Genomic DNA, 20,124 nt, shown 5'->3' with positions numbered 1-20,124 from the left:
TCGGAGAATGCCCGGTGTGCGGTCTCTCGTCCATTTCCGTGCGATTGCCGACGGATGTCGATCGGCTGTACAGCATGTGCCCGATCCCGTACGCCTCGTGATCGGTGCTGTCCGGCGGAGCACAGTAGCCGGACATGAGCGATGCGGCCACCCCGTACGCAAGGATGGTGGCCATGAACGCCATCATTTCCGCAACCGAACTCGCGAGCGATATGGCGGGGCCGAACCCGCCCGTCCTCCTGGATGTCCGCTGGCAGTTGAGCGTGGCCAAGGCCGCAGGGGAGCCCCCCTTCGACGGGCGCGCCGCATACGAGGCCGGGCATGTTCCCGGCGCCGTCTTCGTCGATCTGGACCGGGAACTCGCCTCGGCGCCGGGCGGGCGTGGCCGCCATCCGCTGCCCGACTTGGCCGAATTCGGTACGGCCATGCGTCGGGCCGGCGTGTCGTCCGCGGTGCCCGTGGTCGTGTACGACGGCGGGCAGGGGTGGGCCGCGGCGCGCGCCTGGTGGCTGCTGCGCTGGACGGGGCACCCCGATGTACGGGTCCTCGACGGAGGTCTGCCCGCTTGGGAGGGGCCCCTGGAGACGGCCGCGCCCGTTCCTCGGGAGGGGGACTTCCGGCCGGCGCCTGGGGCGGTGGGGATGCTGGACGCGGACGGGGCCGCGGCGTTGGCCCGGAGCGGCGTGCTGCTCGATGCGCGGGCGGGGGAGCGGTACCGGGGGGACGTCGAGCCGATCGATCCGGTGGGCGGGCACATTCCGGGGGCCGTGTCCGCGCCCACGAACGAGAACGTGGGTACGGACGGCAGCTTCCTCGCCGCGGACGACCTCAGGGCGCGGTTCAAGACGCTCGGGGTGTCGGGCGACGGTACAGAGGTGGGCGTCTACTGCGGTTCGGGGGTCTCCGGGGCGCACGAGGTGCTCGCGCTGGCCGTCGCGGGGATTCCGGCGGCGCTGTACGTCGGGTCGTGGTCGGAGTGGTCGTCGGATCCTTCCCGGCCGGTTGCCGTGGGGCCGGATCCTCAGTAACCCGCAGCCGTACAGGCACAAATGTGAGGGCCGCGCTCGAACTGCGCGGCCCTCACTCTCGTACGACTGACTACTCCTGCTTCTTCCGCCGTGTCCCGAACACGATCTCGTCCCAGCTCGGGACCGCTGCCCGGCGGCCGGGGCGGACGCCGTCGGCCTCGGCCTGGCGGTCGGTGGAGCCGATGAGGCGGTCGCGGTGGCTGCCGACGGACCGGGGCATCAGGACGTCGGCGTAGGCGGAACCGGCCGAGGCGGCGGGCGCCGGCGGTTCCTCCGGAGTGGGTTCGGCGGCGGGAGGTTCCTCCACCGGGTCCGGCGCCGGGCGCTCCGGGACGACCATGTCGCCGCGGAAGCTCGGCACCGCCTCCAAGAGGCTGGTCAGCGAGTCGCGTTCGCTGGTGGACTCCACCTCGGGTTCGGGTGAGGGCGACGGCAGCACCGGACGGTCCAGCGGGCGGTCGCGCGGCAGCCGGGCGATACGCGGCACGAACGGGAAGCTGGGCTCCGCCGCGGCGAGGTCCTCGGACTCGCCGATCAGCGAGCGAGCCTCCTCGTCGACGGCCTGGACGAGCCGCCGGGGCGGGTCGTACGTCCAGCTCGCCGAGTGCGGTTCGCCCGCGACGAGGTACACCAACAGGACTTCCCAGGTGCCGTCGTCGCGGCGCCACGAGTCCCACTGGACGGTGTCCTTCTCGGCGCCGCGCAGCAGCAGTCGCTCCTGGACGGCCTCGCCGAGCTGGGGTCCGGCGGCGTTCTCACCGGGGCGACGGACGGGTGTCTTGCGGGCCCGCTCGGCCATGAAGGCACGCTCGGCCAGCACGGGGCCCTCGAAGCGGCGCACGCGGTCGACCGGAATTCCGGCCATCTGTGCGACCTCTTCCGCGGTCGCACCCGCGCGTATCCGCGCCTGGATGTCTCGGGGGCGGAGATGGCTCTCCACCTCGATCTCGATCTGGCCGAGGCGGGGACGGTCGCCGCGGACCGCGGCGCGCAGACGCTCGTCGATCGGAAGCGTGTACTCCGTCGCGTCGGCAGCCTTGAGCACCAGCCGTGTGCCGTCATTGGAGACGGCCACGACACGCAGTTCGGGCATGGGGACCTCCCGGGTGGTGCCTGCCGACGTCACGTGCGTCGCTGCTTCCGCTAGTCGAGTGTGGCCTGCCCGGGTGCAGCCTGCCACAACCTTGCCGAGTTGCCCGGCGTGTCGGGCCAGGGCCCTGGATCGCCGTTATGGCACGGTTACCTATTCGCAACGCTAAGTGACAAACTCCGTCACCCTGTGCAACTAGCCCCCTCCCGGCGGTCCTTGAAGGCCACGGACGCCCTGGCGGGAGACCGGACCCAGGGCTCGCAACAGTACTCCATTTGGACCACGTGCGTGGATTGGCACGCCGCCCAACTTCTCGCAAGGGGCGGGACTTGGCCGCTCGGAGCGCCGTTTTCGGGATCTTGAACGTGGCGTACTTCACGCAAACGGGAGAAACGGAACGCCGTGGCCGCGCGACCGCTACGGCCCCAACACCCGCCGCAGGTAGTCGTTCTGGAACCGCCGTTCCGGATCGAGCCGGTCCCGCAACGCCGTGAACTCGCCGAACCGGGGGTAGGCCCCGGCGAAGTACTCGGCGTCCCGGGTGTGCACCTTGCCCCAGTGCGGCCGGCCCTCGTGCGCGGTGAAGATGCGCTCGGCGGCGGTGAAGTACGCCTGATAGGGCGTCCCCTTGAACATGTGGACGGCAATGTAGGCGGTGTCCCGGCCGGAGGCGGTCGACAGGGCGATGTCGTCGGCCGGGGCGGTGCGGACCTCGACCGGGTAACTGATCCTGAGATCTGAACGGTCGACCATCGCCTTCAGTTCCCGCAGCGTGTCCACCAGAGCCGCACGCGGGAAGGCGTACTCCATCTCGACGAACCGCACCCGGCGGGGCGAGGTGAAGACTTTGTAAGGGATGTCCGTGTACGTCCGCGTGGACCAGGCCCGGGTGGAGATCCGGGCGATGGTCGGGATGGTCGCGGGCACCGTGCGGCCGACCCAGTTGGCCGCCTGCCAGAGGCCGTTGGAGACGAACTCGTCCTCGAACCAGCCCGAGACCCGGCCCACCGGCTGCTCCGGGCCGGCGCTGCGGTTGTTGCGCTTGGTGTTGGTGCTGCCGGTGTGCGGGAACCAGTAGAACTCGAAGTGCTCGTTCTCCGTCCAGAGTTCCTCGAACCGGCTGGTGACCTGGTCGAAACTCATCGGCTCCTCACGGGCCGTGAGGAGGAAGACCGGTTCCACGGCGAAGGTGATCGCGGTGACGATGCCGAGGGCGCCGAGGCCTATGCGCGCGGCGGCGAAGACCTCCGGGTTCTCCTTCTCGGAGCAGGTGAGCACCGAGCCGTCGGCCGTGACCAGCTCAAGGCCCTTGATCTGGGCGGCGATCGAGGCCGAGTCGCGGCCCGTGCCATGGGTGCCGGTGCTGGTGGCCCCGGAGACCGTCTGCTCCATGATGTCGCCCATGTTCGTGAGCGACAGGCCCTCGCGCGCGAGAGCCATGTTGAGTCTCTTGAGCGGGGTGCCGGCCTCCACCGTGACCGTGCCGGCTTCGCGATCAATGTTGCGGATGCCGGTCAACAGTTGAGGGCGGATCAACACACCGTCGGTGGCGGCGATGGCCGTGAACGAATGTCCGCTGCCGACGGCCTTCACGGTCAGCCCGTCCTCCGCCGCCTTCCGTACGGCCGCGGCGAGTTCGTCCACGGAGGCGGGTTCGACCTCCCGCACGGGACGGGCCGCGACGGTGCCGCCCCAGTTACGCCACGTGCCGCTTTTCCCGCTCACTGTGCTGCTCAACGGTGCCTCCCCGCCGTGGAGCCGGCCTGGTGAGCCGGCGGTACCCGAGAAAACCGACCGCAGCCGCGACGGCCCCGGACACCGCCGGAACCCCGTACCCGGCACGCGCCCCGGCCGCGTCGATCACCCAGCCGGCCACGGAGGAGCCGAGGGCGACCCCGACCGCGAGCCCGGTGCTCACCCAGGTCATGCCTTCGGTGAGCTGCGCGCGGGGTACGTGCTTTTCGATGAGGGACATGGTCGTGATCATCGTGGGAGCGATGGACAGACCCGCAACGAACAGCGCCACGGCCAGAAACGGCAAGTTTCCGACCAGTAGGAGGGGGATCATACTCACGGACATCATGGATACGCCCAGCAGCCAGCGACGTTCGGGCGCCCCGTGGAACCGCAACAGTCCGAATACGGCTCCTGCAACGCAGGAGCCCGCCGCGTAGATCGCCAGCACGAGGCTCGCGGCGCCCTTGTGCCCCTGCTCCTCGGCGAAGGCCACGGTGACGACGTCGACGGCCCCGAAGATCGCTCCGGTCGCCGCGAAGGTCGCCACCAGGACCTGAAGGCCGGGTGCGCGCAGCGCGCTGCCGCCGCTGTGCTGCTCGCGCGGATGCGGCTTCGGCTCGGTGGCGCGCTGCGCCGTCAGCCAGAAGACGCCGGCCGCCAGGAAGCAGGCGGCGAGGAGCGGCCCCGCCTCCGGGAACCACGCCGTGGACAGGCCGATGGAGACGATCGGCCCGAAGATGAAGCAGATCTCGTCCACCACGGACTCGAAGGAGTACGCGGTGTGCAACTGCGGGGTGTCCCGGTACAGGGCCGCCCAGCGGGCGCGGATCATCGCCCCGATGCTCGGCACGCAGCCGATCCCGACGCACGCCACGAACAGCACCCAGTCCGGCCATCCGTAGTGCGCGGCGAAGAGCAGCAGGGCCGCCGCGGCGAGCGACACCAGAGTCGCCGGGCGCAGCACCCGCCGCTGTCCGTACTGGTCCACCAGCCGTGAGACCTGCGGGCCCGCGATCGCGGCCGCCAGCGCGATGGTGGCCGACAGGGCGCCCGCGAGCCCGTACCGTCCGGTCAGCTGGGAGATCATCGTGACGACGCCGATGCCCATCATCGACAGCGGCATCCGCCCGAGGAAGCCAGCGGCGGCGAAGCCCTTGGAGCCGGGTGCGGCGAACAGGGCGAGGTAGGGGCTGGGCACGGGGTCTCCGGTACGGCGGGCGCGGGTGCCCGTCAGCCGGGCACTGACCCGGCGCGGGCTTTGGTAAGGCGTGAAGAGGGTTGATACAGGTTACGGGCCATGTCACCCACTTGCACTACCGGGACCGGGCCGGTCACCCCGCCGTTTCCCGGCTGTCAGTGCCGGGTGGCAGGATCGAGCTATGCCAGACGCGCTCGATGCCAACCCCTACGACGCCCTGCTCCTGCTCTCGTTCGGCGGCCCCGAGGGCCCGGACGAGGTGGTTCCGTTCCTGGAGAACGTGACGAGAGGGCGAGGCATCCCCAAGGAACGCCTCAAGGAAGTCGGACAGCACTACTTCCTGTTCGGCGGGGTCAGCCCGATCAACGACCAGAATCGCGCCCTCCTGGACGTCCTCCGCAAGGACTTCGCCGACCACGGCCTGGATCTGCCGGTCTACTGGGGCAACCGGAACTGGGCGCCCTATCTGACGGACACCCTGCGCGAGATGGTCGCCGACGGCCGCCGCCGCATCCTGGTCCTCGCCACCAGCGCCTACGCCTCGTACTCGGGCTGCCGCCAGTACCGCGAGAACCTCGCCGACTCGCTGGCCGCGCTGGAGGCCGAGGGCCTGGAACTGCCGAGGATCGACAAGCTGAGGCACTACTTCAACCACCCAGGGTTCCTGGAGCCGATGATCGACGGTGTGCTCCGGTCGCTGGCCGACCTCCCCGAGGACGTGCGGGACGGCGCGCACATCGCCTTCACCACGCACTCGATCCCGACGGCCGCCGCGGACACCTCCGGCCCCGTGGAGGACCACGGCGAGGGCGGAGCGTACGTCGAACAGCACCTGGACGTCGCAGCGCTGATCGCCGACGCCGTCCGTGAGCGCACCGGCATCGACCACCCCTGGCAGCTCGTGTACCAGTCGCGTTCCGGAGCCCCGCACATCCCGTGGCTGGAGCCCGACATCTGCGACCACCTGGAGGAGCGGCACGCGGCCGGGGTCCCGGCGGTGGTCATGGCGCCCATCGGGTTCGTCTCCGACCACATGGAGGTCCTGTACGACCTCGACACGGAGGCGAAGGCGAAGGGCGAGGAGCTGGGGCTGCCGCTGCGCCGCTCCGCCACCGTCGGCGCCGACCCGCGGTTCGCCGCCGCGATCAGGGACCTCGTGCTGGAGCGGGCCGCCGTCGAGCGCGGCGAGGAGGTCACGCCGTGCGCCCTGGGCGGACTCGGCGCGAGCCACCACCTCTGCCCGGTGGGCTGCTGCCCGGCCCGCGCCCTTCGTCCCGCCGCCGCGGGCGCCGACAGCACGTACGCGTGAGGAGCGCCGTGACCGACCCCCTGCACTCGGACCTGCTCGCCCTTGCCCAGGAGGCCGCCCGACAGGCGGGTGAGCTGCTGCGCGACGGCCGTCCGGCCGACCTGGCCGTCGCCGCCACCAAGTCCAGCCCGATCGACGTGGTCACGGAGATGGACATCGCGGCCGAGAAGCTGATCACCGGCCTGATCGCCGACCGCCGCCCCGACGACGGCTTCCTCGGCGAGGAAGGGGCCTCCGTCGAAGGTTCGAGTGGAGTCCGCTGGGTGATCGACCCGCTCGACGGCACGGTGAACTACCTGTACGGGCTGCCGACTTGGTCCGTCTCCATCGCGGCCGAGCAGGACGGCGAGCGGGTAGTCGGCGTCGTCGCGGCGCCGATGCGCGGCGAGACGTACCACGCGATACGCGGCGGTGGCGCGTGGGCCACCGGTGCCTGGGACGGCGAGCGGAGGCTGACCTGCCGCCCGGCGCCCCCGCTCGAACAGGCCCTGGTCTCGACCGGCTTCAACTACGTCACCGAAGTCCGTGTGCACCAGGCCGACGTCGCCCGGAAGCTGATCCCCCTCCTGCGCGACATCCGGCGCGGCGGCTCGGCCGCGGTCGACCTGTGCGACGTGGCCTGCGGCCGGCTCGACGGCTACTACGAGCGTGGACTGCACCCTTGGGACATGGCCGCGGGCGACCTCATCGCGAGGGAGGCGGGCGCGCTGACCGGTGGCCGCCCCGGAGAGGCCCCGTCGAACGACCTGACGGTCGCAGCCACCCCCGGGGTCTTCGAGCCGCTCCAGCGGCTGCTCGAGGACTTCGGCGCCTGGCACGACTGAGAGGCGGCAGGACAGCCCGTCGTACGACACAGAGGAGCCCCGGCGCTGGATTCGCCGGGGCTCCTCTTTCGTGCGTGCTTGATCAGACGCGTGACGCGCCGACCTCCACACCGTGCTCGGCGGCGAGGCGGCGCAGGTCGTCGAGTTCGGCCTGCTCCACCTCGACGAGGAAGTCGTCGCCCTCGTCACGAGCCCGCGTCAGGTCGGACTCGGTCGCCCTTATGCGCTGCAGAAGTCCTGCGGTGAATGCGTCCATGCTGCGCCCCCTCGTCCTGGGTCGTGGGTCGGTGGCACGGGGGTGTGCCGTTCGGAAGGGGCGATCACGTCTCCTGTGGATGCCCAGCGCTGCCCGGGCTGGGCGGCGACGGTGCCGGACACCCACGCCCGCTCTGCGGAAAGCGGATTGCGGCGTACCGCATGGTGCTGCGGTACATGCAGAGCGTGATCGCGGGGTGTAAACGGTCCTCCCCCCGCTCCCTTCCACGGAAACCTCAACCCGGGGAGAAAATCTCGTATTCCCGGGTCCTGCACCCCTCCCGCACGAGCCCGGTCCCCCGACTTACAGCCGACTTATGACCGAAAAGGGCAGGATGGAGGTCAACACACCCACGTAGACCCTGCCCGCGTGTGCCCGAGAGGCGCTACGCGGGTGGACACAGGAAGGACAAGCGACGTGCGCGTACTCGTCGTCGAGGACGAGCAGCTGCTCGCCGATGCGGTGGCCACCGGACTGCGCCGGGAGGCCATGGCCGTCGACGTCGTGTACGACGGTGCGGCCGCCCTGGAGCGCATCGGCGTGAACGACTACGACGTGGTGGTCCTCGACCGCGACCTCCCGCTGGTGCACGGCGACGACGTCTGCCGCAAGATCGTCGAACTCGGCATGCCCACCCGCGTGCTGATGCTCACGGCCTCCGGCGATGTCAGCGACCGTGTCGAGGGCCTGGAGATCGGCGCCGACGACTATCTGCCCAAGCCCTTCGCGTTCAGCGAGCTGACGGCACGCGTGCGTGCCCTCGGCCGGCGCACCAGTCTGCCGCTGCCGCCGGTCCTGGAGCGGTCCGGCATCAAGCTCGACCCGAACCGCCGCGAGGTCTTCCGCGACGGCAAGGAGGTCCAGCTCGCGCCGAAGGAGTTCGCCGTCCTGGAGGTGCTGATGCGCAGCGAGGGCGCGGTCGTCTCCGCGGAACAGCTCCTGGAGAAGGCCTGGGACGAGAACACCGACCCGTTCACGAACGTCGTGCGCGTGACCGTCATGACCCTGCGCCGCAAGCTGGGCGAGCCGGCCGTCATCGTCACCGTCCCCGGTTCCGGCTACCGGATCTGATCCAGTGACCACGACACCGGCGCCTCCCCAGGCGCCCCCCAAGCCCACGTGGGACCCCCGCAGGCCGGAGGCCCCCTTCCCCTGGCTCCGCCCGACCATCCGGATACGGCTGACGTTGCTGTACGGCGGCATGTTCCTGATCGCGGGCATCCTGCTGCTGTCGATCATCTATCTGCTGGCGGCACAGGCGCTGAACGTGGGCAGCGACCTCCCGTTCAAGATCGTCTCCGGCAAGGTCACGAGCGCCAGCTGCAACCTGCCCGCGAGCGGTGACGCCAGTGTGTTCAACGAGGCGATGAACGACTGCGTCAACGAACAGCGTCAGCACGCCCTGGACAATCTGCTCAGCCGTTCACTCCTGGCCCTGCTCGGTCTCGCCGTGATCGCCTTCGCCTTCGGCTACGCCATGGCGGGCCGCGTCCTGTCGCCGCTCGGCCGGATCACCCGCACCGCCCGCGCGGTGGCGGGCTCGGACCTGTCCCGCCGTATCGAGCTGGACGGCCCGGACGACGAGCTCAAGGAGCTGGCGGACACCTTCGACGACATGCTGGACCGGCTCCAGAGGGCCTTCACCGCCCAGCAGCGCTTCGTCGGCAACGCCTCGCACGAGCTGCGAACCCCGCTCGCGATCAACCGCACGCTCCTGGAAGTGCATCTGTCCGATCCGGGCGCGCCGGTGGAGCTCCAGCAGCTCGGCAAGACGCTGCTGGCCACCAACGAGCGCAGCGAGCAGCTCGTGGAGGGCCTGCTGCTGCTCGCCCGCAGCGACAACCAGATCGTCGAGCGCAAGCCGGTGGACCTCGCCGAGGTCGCCTCGCAGGCCGTCGACCAGGTGCACGGCGAGGCGCAGGCCAAGGGCGTGCGGATCCGGGGCGAGCAGAAGGCCGCGGTCGTCCAGGGCAACGGCGTGCTGCTGGAGCGCATCGCCCTGAACCTGGTGCAGAACGCGGTCCGGTACAACATCCCGGAGGACGGCTGGGTGGAGGTCAGTACCGATGTCCAGCACGGTCAGGCGGTCCTGGTCGTCACGAATACGGGCCCGGTCGTGCCCGCGTACGAGATCGACAATCTTTTCGAGCCCTTCAGACGGCTTCGCACGGAGCGCACGGGCAGCGACAAGGGCGTCGGCCTCGGGTTGTCCATCGCCAGGTCCGTGGCGAGGGCGCATGGCGGGCACATCTCCGCCCAGCCGCGTGAGGGAGGAGGGCTCGTGATGCGAGTTGCCCTGCCGATCTGAGATCATGCCGCGACACATTCGGGGATGTTCGCTTTGCGCGGAATTTTCACGTCCCGCTCTGGGTATCCCCGTGTGTGATCGATCACAAGGGCAACTTTCCGGCCATCTACTCTCAGTGATCATGCACCCTGTCGGAAAGCCGGGAAAATCCCGGTTTTCGAGGGGCTTGATCACGGGAAGTACACGGTGAGACGCCTTTGAAGTGCGGTATTCGGACCGTGTACGGTCCCCATCGCCATCCAAGCCGATCACTCGTGAGGAGTCCGGTTGGGTGTCGATTGAGTAACAGACCTTGATGTGAGGCAAAATCTCCGCCTCGGGTCGGGCACAAGTCCGGCCTCTCACGCGTTACGTGCGCTGGAGACACCGCAGACACCCAGAGGGGGAGAGCGACATGGCAACGGATTACGACACCCCACGCAAGACCGACGACGACGTCGACTCGGACAGCCTTGAAGAGCTCAAGGCCCGTAGGAACGACAAGTCGACTTCCGCAGTGGACGTCGACGAGTTCGAGGCCGCGGAAGGCCTGGAGCTGCCCGGCGCGGACCTCTCGAACGAGGAGCTGGCCGTCCGGGTGCTGCCCAAGCAGCAGGACGAGTTCACTTGCATGAGCTGCTTCCTGGTGCATCACCGCAGCCAGCTGGCCCGAGAGAAGAACGGTCAGCCGATCTGCCGCGACTGCGACTGAGGACGGGTCGGCCGTGACTGGCTCGACCCCTCCTTGGAAGCGCCGCTTCCCCGTGGGGGGAGCGGACGAAGGGCCGCAGTTCAAGGGCCCTCATGGCGCGCGTGACGACGAGCGGGGCTCATCCGACACCGGATCGGCCTCGCTCGAACCGGCGGCCGACCGGGCTGACCTCCCGGTCCCGACGGAGGGTCCCGCGCCCGTCGCGAGGCGACGGGCGGCGGTGGTCCGTGACAAGGCTGTGGAAGGCGTCCGTAAGGGCGGCAGCCGGGCCCGGGCCGGCCTGGCGTACCTCGCCGACCGGCTGATCGAGATCGCCCCGCGGATCCCCGTACGCGACCTCGCGACGCTGCGCAGACAGTTCCCGGGTCTCGGGCCCGAGGAACTCGCGGACAAACTCGTGGCGGGCGCGGCGAACGCGACGTCCACGGTCGGCGCCGGGATCGGTGCGGCGGCCATGCTGCCGGTACCGCCGGCGATGCCGACGGAACTGGCGGCGGAGGTCACCGGCGTCGCGGCGATCGAGCTGAAGCTGATCGCCGAGCTGCACGAGGTCTACGGCGTACGACCGCCCGGCAACCTCAAGCAGCGCAGCACCGCGTATCTGAACTCCTGGTCGGGAGAGCGCGGGATCGACGTGACGAAGCCGTCGACATTCAGTGCGGCACTGAACGGCCAGATGAAGCGCGAACTGCGCCAGCAGATCATGAAGCGCATGGTCCGCAATCTGCCGAACCTGATGCCGTTCATGGTCGGCGCCGCGGTCGGGGCGGTCATGAACCGCAGAGACACCCGGAAGCTCGCCGAGCGCATTCGCAAGGACCTGCGCAAGGAGCAGGTGCCGTGGGAGACGCTGACCGGGCTGCCACCGCTGGAGGCCCCGGCGGATCCGCTGCGCATCGGCGAGATCCCCAAGGACCTCGGGCACTGAACCCGAGACTCCGCCCGGTGGGAAGAATCCGGTAAGAAACTCCGCCTAGACGTCGCCTAGACGTCCGCTGCCCGCGCCGCCTTCAGCGCCTCCGCCAGCCGCTCCGGCTCCCGCGTCGACAGATACAGGTAGGGCGTCGGGTCGTCCGGGTCGGTGACCTCGACCTTCAGCGCGGTGGGGATATAGGCGCGCAGCAGCAGGAACGCGCGCGTGTCCGCCTTGTACGTGCGCCAGGCGCGCGCCTCCTCCCGGTCCAGGATCTCCGTCTCGCCCAGGGCCGTCACCGGGATCTTCGCCTCGCCCGCGATCAGCGAGCCACCGACGACGCGGATGCGCTGCGAGCCGTAGGAACTGGCGACGACGGCCGCGGCCGCGGTGCCGCCGGCCAGGCCGCCGAGCATCGGCAGCGTGCCGAAGGGCAGCAGGATCAGGGCCATGGAGAGCCCGACGAGCAAACTGATCAGCCACCAGGAGCGGGGCGCGGTCAGGCGTTCTTCGTACGGGGTGGCGGAGAGCTGCATACGGCCAAGCTTGGCACGGTGCCGGTATGAGGCCGAGATCGGGGCGGTCGGCGCGAAGCGCTGTCAGGCAGGGTGGCGGTGGGTGACGGGCGAGATCGGGCAGTCGGCGCGAAGCGCTGTCAGGCAGGGTGGCGGTGGGTGACGGGTGGGCGGGTAAGGTCTGCGCCTGTGAGTGGTTCGTCCGCAGTCCTCAAGCCCCCTGCCGATGCCAGGAAGCCGGTGCGTCATCCTGACGCCCCCGCGCCCGGTGAACTGCTCGGCGCGCACTACGGCCAGTGCTTCGGCTGCGGCGGCGAGCAGCCCCATGGACTGCATCTGGAGGCGCGGGCGGGGGAGGGTGTCACCCTCACCGCCGAGTTCACCGTGCGGCCCGAGCACCAGGGTGCCCCCGGTCTCGCGCACGGCGGTGTGCTGACGACGGCCCTGGACGAGACCCTCGGCTCGCTGAACTGGCTGCTGCGGACGATCGCCGTGACCGGACGCCTGGAGACGGACTTCGTCAGGCCGGTGGCGGTGGGCACCACGCTGTACCTGGCGGCCGAGGTCGTGGCGGTGGCCGGGCGGAAGATCTACTCGACCGCCGTCGGACGCATCGACGGCCCCGACGGACCCGTGGCAGTCCGTGCCGACGCGCTCTTCATCGAGGTGAAGGTCGATCATTTCGTCGACAACGGCCGCCCGGAGGAGATCCGGGCCGCCATGGACGACCCGGACCAGACCAGGCGCGCCCGCGCCTTCGAGGTGAACCCGTGAGCCGTGCCCTCCGTCAGGAACTCGATGTGCTGATCCGGCGCGTCGACGCCGACGTACCGCTTCCGTCGTACGAGCACCCCGGTGACGCCGGAGCCGATCTGCGCACCACCGAGGCGTGCGAACTGAAGCCCGGCGAACGGGCCGTGCTGCCCACTGGGGTGTCTGTCGCGCTCCCTGAGGGGTACGCGGCCTTCGTGCACCCACGATCCGGTCTCGCCGCCCGCTGCGGTGTCGCCCTCGTGAATGCCCCGGGGACGGTTGATGCCGGGTACCGTGGAGAGATCAAGGTGATCGTGGTGAATCTCGACCCGCGCGAGGCTGTGCGGTTCGAGCGCTTCGACCGGATTGCCCAACTGGTCGTCCAGCAGGTCGAGAGGGTCCGCTTCCAGGAGGTGGCGGAGCTTCCCGGGTCGGCGCGGGCCGAAGGGGGCTTCGGATCCACCGGCGGCCATGCCGCGGTGACCGGAACAAGCAGCACAAGCGGTCAGGCCGTCATGGGCGGCGCGACGGGTGGGAATCGATACGCTTCGGCCGTATCCGACCGGGAAGGACAGTGACGTGTTCGGACGTCGCAAGAAGAAGGGTGCCGCCGACGACGCGGCCGGCGAGGCCGAGCAGGTCGTCGACAGTGTCGACACTGAGGCGGACGAAGAGGACGAGGGCACGCGCGAGCGCGTGCGGCTCGAGCCGGAGCCGCGGCCCGACGGGCCCTGGGACAGCACCGAGGTGAGCGATCCGGCCGAGGGCCGGGTCGATCTGGGCGGCATCTTCGTGCCGGGTGTCGAAGGCATGGAGCTGCGGGTCGAGGTCGCGGGCGACGCGATCGTCGCGGCGACCGTGGTGCTGCGTGACAGTGCGGTCCAGTTGCAGGCTTTCGCCGCTCCCAAGCGCGAGGGCATCTGGGGCGAGGTACGCGAGGAGATCGCGGGCGGTATCACTCAGCAGGGTGGCATCGTCGACGAGGTCGAGGGTCCGCTGGGCTGGGAGCTGCGCGCCCAGGTGCCGGTGCAGTTGCCGGACGGCACGGGCGGCTTCCAGGTCGTGCGGTTCGTCGGTGTGGACGGGCCCCGCTGGTTCCTGCGCGGAGTGATTTCCGGGCAGGGCGCGGTGCAGCCGCAGGCCGCGGGGCTGTTGGAGCAGATCTTCCGGGACACGGTCGTGGTCCGCGGCGAGGGCCCGATGGCGCCCCGCGACCCGATTGTCCTGAAACTGCCGAACGACGCTCAGATGGTCCCCGAGGGTGTCCAGCAGGAGGAGGCCGGTTCGCGCTTCTCCGGTGGCATGGGGCAGTTGCAGCGCGGGCCGGAGATCACCGAGGTCCGCTAGTCAGACGAGAAAAGGGCCGCACCCCGGACAGGGGTGCGGCCCTTTTTCTGCGTCGATTCCTGTTTTTTGTGCGCGGATTCTTGACGGGTTCATGCATAGACCCTTGACGTCAGATTGGTCTGTACCTACGGTCTCCGCTCAACGCCTCGTTCATAAAGGCGCCCCGTGTTCATGTATGAGAACGGAGCTGCCATGCGTCGCACCCCCCTCCTCGCGATCGTCGCCTCCCTGGTCCTGGGTGGCGTCGTCGCGCAGCCGGCCGCGCAGCGCGCCGATGCCGCCCCGGCCACGTTCGTTCATCCCGGAGTCACCGTCTCCAAGGGCCAGTTGGACTTCACCCGCAGCCAGGTCAACGCCGGCGCCCAGCCCTGGAAGGGCGCCTTCGACCAGATGATGGCGAGCAAGTACGCCGATCTGAACCGCACCCCCAAGCCGCGCGCCACCGTCGAGTGCGGCTCGTACTCCAACCCGAACTACGGCTGCACCGATGAGCGCGAGGACGCCATCGCCGCGTACACCGACGCCCTCGCCTGGTACATCACCCGCGACGAGCGGTACGCGCAGAAGTCCATCGCGCTGATGGACGCCTGGTCGGCCACCATCAAGGACCACACCAACAGCAACGCGCCCCTCCAGACCGGCTGGGCGGGTTCCTCCTGGCCCAAGGCCGCCGAGATCATCAAGTACACGTACACCGGAACCTGGGCCAACTCCGGCCGCTTCGCCACCATGCTCCGGAACGTCTACCTGCCCGAGATCATCAACGGCTCGAACTCCAACGGAAACTGGGAGCTGTCGATGATGGAGGCCGCCCTCGGCATCTCCGTCTTCCTCGAGGACAAAACGTCGTACGACAAGGCCATGGCGAAGTTCCGCACACGCACCGCCGCCTTCGTCTACCTCTCGTCCGACGGCGCGCTGCCCAAGACGGTGCCGAGCCAGAACCTCGACACCCGGGACAAGATCGTCAACTACTGGCAGGGTCAGTCAACCTTCGTCACCGGCCTCACCCAGGAAACCTGCCGCGACCTCACCCACACCGGGTACGGCATCTCCGCGATCTCGCACGTCGCCGAGACCAGCCGGATCCAGGGGCAGGACCTGTACGGCACCGATGTGGGCGAGAGGCTGCAACAGGCGCTCGGGTTCCAGGCGAAGTACGAGCTGGGGACGGCCGTGCCGAGCTGGCTGTGCGGCGGGACGATGCATCTCGGGCTCGGCCCGGTCACCGAGGTCGGCTACAACGCCATGCACAACCGCCTCGGCCACGCCATGACCAACACCCAGACCCTCACGCAACGTAATCGACCGGCCGGCAGCAACAACCTCTTCGTCGCCTGGGAGACGCTCACCCACGGGGACAACCCGAGCTGAGCCGGCGTGCGGCCGGGCGTCGGAGGGTGACCTCGGTGCCCGGTTGCACCCCCGCTGCCCGACGCATCAGGGTTCCGTCAAAGGCGCCCCTTGCCGCGCAACCTGTCCCTTTTGTTCACATCGTTGGCCGTAAGGTCGACGCTGCGTACGCGTACGCAGCAGTGATGGGAAGACAATGGGGCCATGGGACGCGGCAAGCTTCGGATCTATCTGGGTGCGGCACCGGGTGTGGGCAAGACCTACGCGATGCTCTCCGAGGCGCATCGGCGTGTGGAGCGGGGCACGGACTGCGTGGTGGCCTTCGTGGAGCATCACGACCGGCCGCGTACCGAGGTGATGTTGCACGGTCTGGAGCAGATTCCGCGCAGGGAACTTGAGTACCGCGGCGGCGTCTTTCCCGAAATGGACGTGGACGCTGTGCTGCGCCGGGCCCCGGCCGTGGCTCTGGTCGACGAGCTGGCGCATACGAACATCCCCGGGTCGCGCAACACGAAGCGCTGGCAGGACGTGGAGGAGTTGCTGGCGGCCGGGGTTGATGTGATCTCGACGGTGAACATCCAGCACCTGGAGTCGCTGGGTGATGTCGTGGAGTCGATCACGGGGGTCCGGCAGCGGGAGACGGTGCCGGACGAGGTGGTGCGGCGGGCGGACCAGATCGAGTTGGTGGACATGTCGCCGCAGGCGCTGCGGCGGCGGATGGCGCACGGCAACATTTACAAGTCGGACAAGGTCGACGCGGCGCTGTCGAACTACTTCCGGCCCGGGAATCTGACCGCGCTGCGCGAACTGGCGCTGTTGTGGGTGGCCGACCGGGTTGATGAGTATTTGCAGCAGTACCGCAGTGAGCATCGGGTGTCGGCGATCTGGGGTTCGCGGGAGCGGATCGTGGTGGGGCTGACGGGTGGTCCGGAGGGGCGGACGTTGCTCCGGCGGGCCGCGCGGTTGGCGGAGAAGGGCGCCGGCGGTGAGGTGCTGGCGGTGTATATCGCCCGTAGTGACGGCCTGACCTCCGCCTCACCCAAGGAACTCGCGGTCCAGCGCACGCTCGTCGAGGATCTGGGTGGAACCTTTCACCACGTGGTCGGCGAGGACATTCCGGCGTCGCTGCTGGACTTCGCGCGCGGAGTGAACGCCACGCAGATCGTCCTCGGCGTCTCGCGGCGCAGGAGCTGGCAGTACGTGTTCGGGCCGGGTGTCGGTGCGACGGTCGCCCGGGAGTCGGGTCCCGACCTCGACGTCCACCTGATCACGCATGACGAGGCGGGCAAGGGACGGGGACTGCCCGTCACCCGGGGCGCGCGGCTCGGCCGGGCCAGGATCATCTGGGGCTGGCTGGTCGGACTGGTCGGCCCGGCGATCCTGGCGGTGCTGCTGAACGCCGTGGACATCGGCATGGCCAACAACATGCTGCTGTTTCTGACGGTGGTCGTGGCAGCGGCGCTGCTCGGCGGACTCTTCCCGGCGCTCGCCTCGGCGGCCTTCGGGTCGCTGCTGCTGAACTACTTCTTCACCCCGCCACTGCACCGGCTGACCATCTCGGACCCGAAGAACATCGTCGCCATCGTGATCTTCGTGGGTGTGGCGGTGTCGGTGGCGTCGGTGGTGGATCTGGCGGCCCGGCGTACGCAGCAGGCGGCCCGGTTGCGGGCGGAGTCGGAGATCCTGTCGTTTCTGGCGGGCAATGTGCTGCGCGGTGAGACGAGCCTGGAGGAGCTGCTGGAGCGGGTGCGGGAGACCTTCGGTATGGAGTCGGCCGCGTTGTTGGAGCGGCAGAGCGACGTGGAGCCGTGGACGTGTGCGGGCAGTGTGGGGCCCCGGCCGTGTGTGAATCCGGACGACGCGGATGTGGATGTGCCGGTGGGGGAGCACATGGCGCTGGCGTTGACGGGGCGGGTGCTGCCGGCGGAGGACCGGCGGGTGCTGGCCGCGTTCGCCGCGCAGGCGGCGGTGGTGTTGGACCGTCGGCGCCTGCGGGAGGAGGCCGACCGGGCGCGGGCGCTGGCGGAGGGCAATCGGATCCGGACCGCGTTGCTGGCGGCGGTGAGCCACGACCTGCGGACGCCGTTGGCGGGGATCAAGGCGGCGGTGTCCAGTCTGCGTTCCGAAGACGTGGCGTGGTCGGAGGAGGACCAGGCGGAGCTGTTGGAGGGCATAGAGGAGGGTGCCGACCGCCTCGACGGCCTGGTGGGCAATCTGCTCGACATGTCGCGGCTCCAGACCGGCACGGTGACGCCGATCATCCGGGAGATCGACCTGGACGAGGTGGTGCCGATGGCGCTGGGCGGGGTGCCCGAGGACAGCGTGGAGCTGGACATCCCGGAAACCCTGCCCATGGTGTCTGTCGATTCCGGGCTCCTGGAGCGTTCCGTCGCCAACCTGGTCGAGAACGCCGTCAAGTACAGCCCGGACGGCACGCCCGTCCTGGTGGCCGCCAGCGCCATCGCCGACCGGGTGGAGGTACGGGTCGTCGACCGCGGACCCGGCGTCCCCGACGAGGCCAAGGAACGCATCTTCGAGCCCTTCCAGCGCTACGGCGACGTCCCGCGCGGTGCGGGCGTCGGCCTCGGCCTGGCGGTCGCCCGCGGTTTCGCCGAGGCCATGGACGGCACCCTGGACGCCGAGGACACCCCCGGCGGCGGCCTCACCATGGTCCTCACCCTCCGTGGGACGGGAAACCGCCCGCAGGACACGGCGGAACCGCACACGCAGGAACCTCTTCACCCCGCTCAACCCGAAAGGCAGGCCCTATGACCAGGGTGCTCGTGATCGACGACGAGCCGCAGATCGTGCGCGCCCTTGTGATCAACCTCAAGGCACGGAAGTACGAGGTCGACGCGGCCCACGACGGTGCCACCGCCCTCCAGCTCGCCGCCGCCCGCCACCCCGACGTGGTGGTGCTCGACCTGGGGCTGCCCGACCTGGACGGCGTCGAGGTGATCAAGGGACTGCGCGGCTGGACCCGGGTGCCGATCATCGTGCTCTCCGCCCGGCACACCTCGGACGAGAAGGTCGAGGCGCTGGACGCGGGCGCCGACGACTACGTGACCAAGCCCTTCGGCATGGACGAGCTGCTGGCCCGGCTGCGGGCCGCCGTGCGGCGCGCCGAGCCCACCGGGAGCGGCGAGGACGACGTGCTGGTGGAGACCGACGGGTTCACCGTCGACCTGGCCGCCAAGAAGGTCAACCGCGACGGCAAGGACGTACGGCTGACCCCCACGGAGTGGCACCTCCTGGAAGTCCTCGTACGCAACACCGGCCGCCTGGTCAGCCAGAAGCAGCTGCTGCAAGAGGTGTGGGGGCCGTCGTACGGGACGGAGACGAACTATCTGCGGGTGTACATGGCCCAACTGCGCCGGAAGCTGGAGGCGGACCCCTCGCACCCTGAGCACTTCATTACCGAGCCCGGGATGGGCTACCGGTTCGAGCGCTAGCACGGGGGGTACGTAGCTGTCGGCGGGCCCCGGTACGCTTCAGATATGAGTGCTGTTCCTCGTTCCGAAAAGCCGGTGGGCCGGTTCCGGCGCATGCTTGACCGGCTCTCCTCGTCGCAGGAGGACCTGGAGTCGGAGGAGCTGCGTGAGGACGCCGACACCGCGGGCTGTATCCGCATCGGTGACTGCCACGACCGCCAGATAGTGACGGTTACTGGTACCTTGCGCACGGTCACCCTGCGGCCGCGTGCCGGAGTCCCGGCCCTGGAGGCCGAGCTGTTCGACGGCTCCGCCGCGCTGGATGTGGTGTGGCTCGGTCGGCGCTCCATCGTGGGGATAGAGCCCGGGCGCAAGCTGATCGCATCGGGCCGGATCTCGATGAGCCGGGGCCGCCGCGTGCTGTTCAATCCCAAGTACGAACTGAGACCCCTCGGACGGGAGTAGCCGGTGACGTCGCTCGACAAGCCGACCACAGGCACCGAAGACACCGCAGCCGCCGCGCAGGACGCCCGGGCGGTGACCGAGGCAGCGCTGTTCGAGGCGTTCGGCGGCCTGCGGGGCATGATCGAGACGGTGTTGCCCGGTCTCCTCTTCGTCACCATCTACACGATCAACAAGGACCTGCACCTGTCGGCGATCGCAGCCCTCGGTGTCTCTCTGCTGCTGGTCGTGGTCCGCCTGGTGATGAAGGACACCGTCAAGCACGCCTTCAGCGGCGTCTTCGGCGTCGCGTTCGGTGTCGTCTTCGCGATGATGACCGGCAACGCCAAGGACTTCTACCTGCCCGGCATGCTCTACACGCTCGGCCTGGCGCTCGCGTACATCATCACGACGCTGGCCGGTGTCCCGCTGCTCGGTCTGATCCTCGGCCCGGTCTTCAAGGAGAACCTCTCCTGGCGCACCCGCAACCCGGGCCGCAAGAAGGCGTACTCCAAGGCCAGTTGGGCCTGGGGCCTGATCCTGCTCGCCAAGTGCGCGATCCTCTTCCCGCTGTACTGGTGGGCCGACACCACCCAGCTCGGCTGGGTCCTGGTCGCCTTGAAGATCCCGCCGTTCCTGCTGGCCGTCTGGCTGACCTGGGTGTTCCTGGCGAAGGCCCCGGCGCCCATCGACGTCTTCGCGGAGATGGAGGCGGAGGAGAAGGCCGAGGAGGAGCGAAAGGCCGCCCACGCCCAGGAGCACGGTGAGGCCACGGCCGGACGGCACCGCCGGGACGCCTAGCAACAAGCGGCTCTACGACGGCGGAGGGGGGCCCGGGGCTCCCGGGGGCCCCCCCCGGAGGTGAGGGAGCGGGGGGGGCGTGGGGGGGGGGGCGGGGGGGCCCCGCAGCCACTGCCACCCGCGGTCCCG

The 20,124-nt window shown here is 69.7% G+C and carries 20 protein-coding genes; 15 read left to right on the top strand and 5 right to left on the bottom strand.

Annotation, left to right across the window (positions count from 1 at the left end; all coding sequences use genetic code 11):
• Positions 1-173: 173 nt before the first annotated feature.
• Positions 174-1,028 carry a sulfurtransferase gene (locus tag ACIHFB_RS20125; RefSeq protein WP_400127511.1) on the top strand — a complete coding sequence of 285 codons (855 nt, stop codon included), beginning with the start codon at positions 174-176 and terminating at the stop codon, positions 1,026-1,028.
• A 70-nt stretch (positions 1,029-1,098) separates the two neighbouring features.
• Here the strand turns inward: ACIHFB_RS20125 and sepH are convergent, their stop codons facing one another.
• The 3 genes from sepH to ACIHFB_RS20110 form a co-directional block, all read right to left on the bottom strand.
• On the bottom strand, positions 1,099-2,121 hold the full coding sequence (gene sepH / locus ACIHFB_RS20120; RefSeq protein ID WP_400127510.1) for a septation protein SepH: 1,023 nt from the start codon (positions 2,119-2,121) through the stop codon (positions 1,099-1,101).
• 414 nt (positions 2,122-2,535) lie between these two features.
• Positions 2,536-3,855 carry a D-arabinono-1,4-lactone oxidase gene (locus ACIHFB_RS20115; RefSeq protein WP_400127509.1) on the bottom strand — a complete coding sequence of 440 codons (1,320 nt, stop codon included), beginning with the start codon at positions 3,853-3,855 and terminating at the stop codon, positions 2,536-2,538.
• Complete coding sequence (locus ACIHFB_RS20110) at positions 3,815-5,053, bottom strand: MFS transporter (RefSeq protein ID WP_365285403.1); 1,239 nt, start codon at positions 5,051-5,053, stop codon at positions 3,815-3,817. The genes ACIHFB_RS20115 and ACIHFB_RS20110 overlap by 41 nt, the downstream gene beginning before the upstream one ends.
• A 181-nt stretch (positions 5,054-5,234) precedes the next feature.
• Between ACIHFB_RS20110 and ACIHFB_RS20105 the strand changes: the two genes are divergently transcribed.
• Entirely contained in the window at positions 5,235-6,362 is a 1,128-nt protein-coding gene (locus ACIHFB_RS20105; protein ID WP_365285405.1) for a ferrochelatase, read from the top strand.
• Positions 6,363-6,370: 8 nt separating this feature from the next.
• Positions 6,371-7,186: an inositol monophosphatase family protein gene (locus ACIHFB_RS20100; RefSeq protein ID WP_365285407.1), complete on the top strand. Its 816-nt coding sequence runs from the start codon at positions 6,371-6,373 to the stop codon at positions 7,184-7,186.
• A gap of 82 nt (positions 7,187-7,268) precedes the next feature.
• Here the strand turns inward: ACIHFB_RS20100 and ACIHFB_RS20095 are convergent, their stop codons facing one another.
• On the bottom strand, positions 7,269-7,442 hold the full coding sequence (locus ACIHFB_RS20095) for a hypothetical protein (protein WP_167359198.1): 174 nt from the start codon (positions 7,440-7,442) through the stop codon (positions 7,269-7,271).
• A 417-nt stretch (positions 7,443-7,859) separates the two neighbouring features.
• On the opposite strand from ACIHFB_RS20095, the gene ACIHFB_RS20090 reads away from it, so the two are divergent.
• From ACIHFB_RS20090 to ACIHFB_RS20075, 4 genes are all read left to right on the top strand, one after another.
• Positions 7,860-8,513, top strand: coding sequence for a response regulator transcription factor (locus tag ACIHFB_RS20090; RefSeq protein WP_365285410.1), 654 nt, complete (start codon positions 7,860-7,862; stop codon positions 8,511-8,513).
• Positions 8,514-8,517: 4 nt separating this feature from the next.
• The gene (locus tag ACIHFB_RS20085; RefSeq protein ID WP_365285412.1) at positions 8,518-9,750 is read left to right on the top strand and encodes a HAMP domain-containing sensor histidine kinase; all 1,233 of its coding nucleotides are present in this window, start codon (positions 8,518-8,520) and stop codon (positions 9,748-9,750) included.
• A gap of 394 nt (positions 9,751-10,144) precedes the next feature.
• Positions 10,145-10,441 carry a DUF4193 domain-containing protein gene (locus ACIHFB_RS20080; protein ID WP_005481602.1) on the top strand — a complete coding sequence of 99 codons (297 nt, stop codon included), beginning with the start codon at positions 10,145-10,147 and terminating at the stop codon, positions 10,439-10,441.
• A gap of 13 nt (positions 10,442-10,454) precedes the next feature.
• Entirely contained in the window at positions 10,455-11,369 is a 915-nt protein-coding gene (locus ACIHFB_RS20075; RefSeq protein WP_365285415.1) for a hypothetical protein, read from the top strand.
• Between the two features lie 56 nt (positions 11,370-11,425).
• Here ACIHFB_RS20075 and ACIHFB_RS20070 read toward each other — a convergent pair whose 3' ends face one another.
• Entirely contained in the window at positions 11,426-11,890 is a 465-nt protein-coding gene (locus tag ACIHFB_RS20070) for a DUF3093 domain-containing protein (protein ID WP_365285417.1), read from the bottom strand.
• A gap of 168 nt (positions 11,891-12,058) precedes the next feature.
• Between ACIHFB_RS20070 and ACIHFB_RS20065 the strand changes: the two genes are divergently transcribed.
• The 8 genes from ACIHFB_RS20065 (at position 12,059) to ACIHFB_RS20030 (ending at position 19,995) form a co-directional block, all read left to right on the top strand.
• Positions 12,059-12,643 carry a PaaI family thioesterase gene (locus tag ACIHFB_RS20065; RefSeq protein ID WP_365285419.1) on the top strand — a complete coding sequence of 195 codons (585 nt, stop codon included), beginning with the start codon at positions 12,059-12,061 and terminating at the stop codon, positions 12,641-12,643.
• Positions 12,640-13,200 carry a dUTP diphosphatase gene (gene dut, locus ACIHFB_RS20060; protein WP_365285421.1) on the top strand — a complete coding sequence of 187 codons (561 nt, stop codon included), beginning with the start codon at positions 12,640-12,642 and terminating at the stop codon, positions 13,198-13,200. Before ACIHFB_RS20065 ends, dut begins: the two co-directional genes overlap by 4 nt.
• 1 nt (position 13,201) lies before the next feature.
• Positions 13,202-13,969 (top strand): DUF3710 domain-containing protein, encoded by a 768-nt coding sequence (locus tag ACIHFB_RS20055; RefSeq protein ID WP_365285423.1) that lies wholly within the window; start codon positions 13,202-13,204, stop codon positions 13,967-13,969.
• A gap of 192 nt (positions 13,970-14,161) precedes the next feature.
• Positions 14,162-15,343: an alginate lyase family protein gene (locus ACIHFB_RS20050; protein ID WP_400127508.1), complete on the top strand. Its 1,182-nt coding sequence runs from the start codon at positions 14,162-14,164 to the stop codon at positions 15,341-15,343.
• Between the two features lie 183 nt (positions 15,344-15,526).
• Positions 15,527-18,094, top strand: coding sequence for a DUF4118 domain-containing protein (locus tag ACIHFB_RS20045; RefSeq protein WP_400127507.1), 2,568 nt, complete (start codon positions 15,527-15,529; stop codon positions 18,092-18,094).
• Positions 18,091-18,774 carry a response regulator gene (locus tag ACIHFB_RS20040; protein WP_365285429.1) on the top strand — a complete coding sequence of 228 codons (684 nt, stop codon included), beginning with the start codon at positions 18,091-18,093 and terminating at the stop codon, positions 18,772-18,774. Before ACIHFB_RS20045 ends, ACIHFB_RS20040 begins: the two co-directional genes overlap by 4 nt.
• 45 nt (positions 18,775-18,819) lie before the next feature.
• Positions 18,820-19,218: an OB-fold nucleic acid binding domain-containing protein gene (locus tag ACIHFB_RS20035; RefSeq protein ID WP_316758537.1), complete on the top strand. Its 399-nt coding sequence runs from the start codon at positions 18,820-18,822 to the stop codon at positions 19,216-19,218.
• Positions 19,219-19,221: 3 nt separating this feature from the next.
• The gene (locus ACIHFB_RS20030; RefSeq protein WP_365285431.1) at positions 19,222-19,995 is read left to right on the top strand and encodes a DUF3159 domain-containing protein; all 774 of its coding nucleotides are present in this window, start codon (positions 19,222-19,224) and stop codon (positions 19,993-19,995) included.
• Positions 19,996-20,124: the final 129 nt, after the last annotated feature.

Source organism: Streptomyces sp. NPDC051963 (genome assembly GCF_044593495.1).
Classification (GTDB): domain Bacteria; phylum Actinomycetota; class Actinomycetes; order Streptomycetales; family Streptomycetaceae; genus Streptomyces.
Note: the sequence above shows the minus strand (reverse complement) of the source record. Positions and strands in the feature narration are given on the sequence as shown.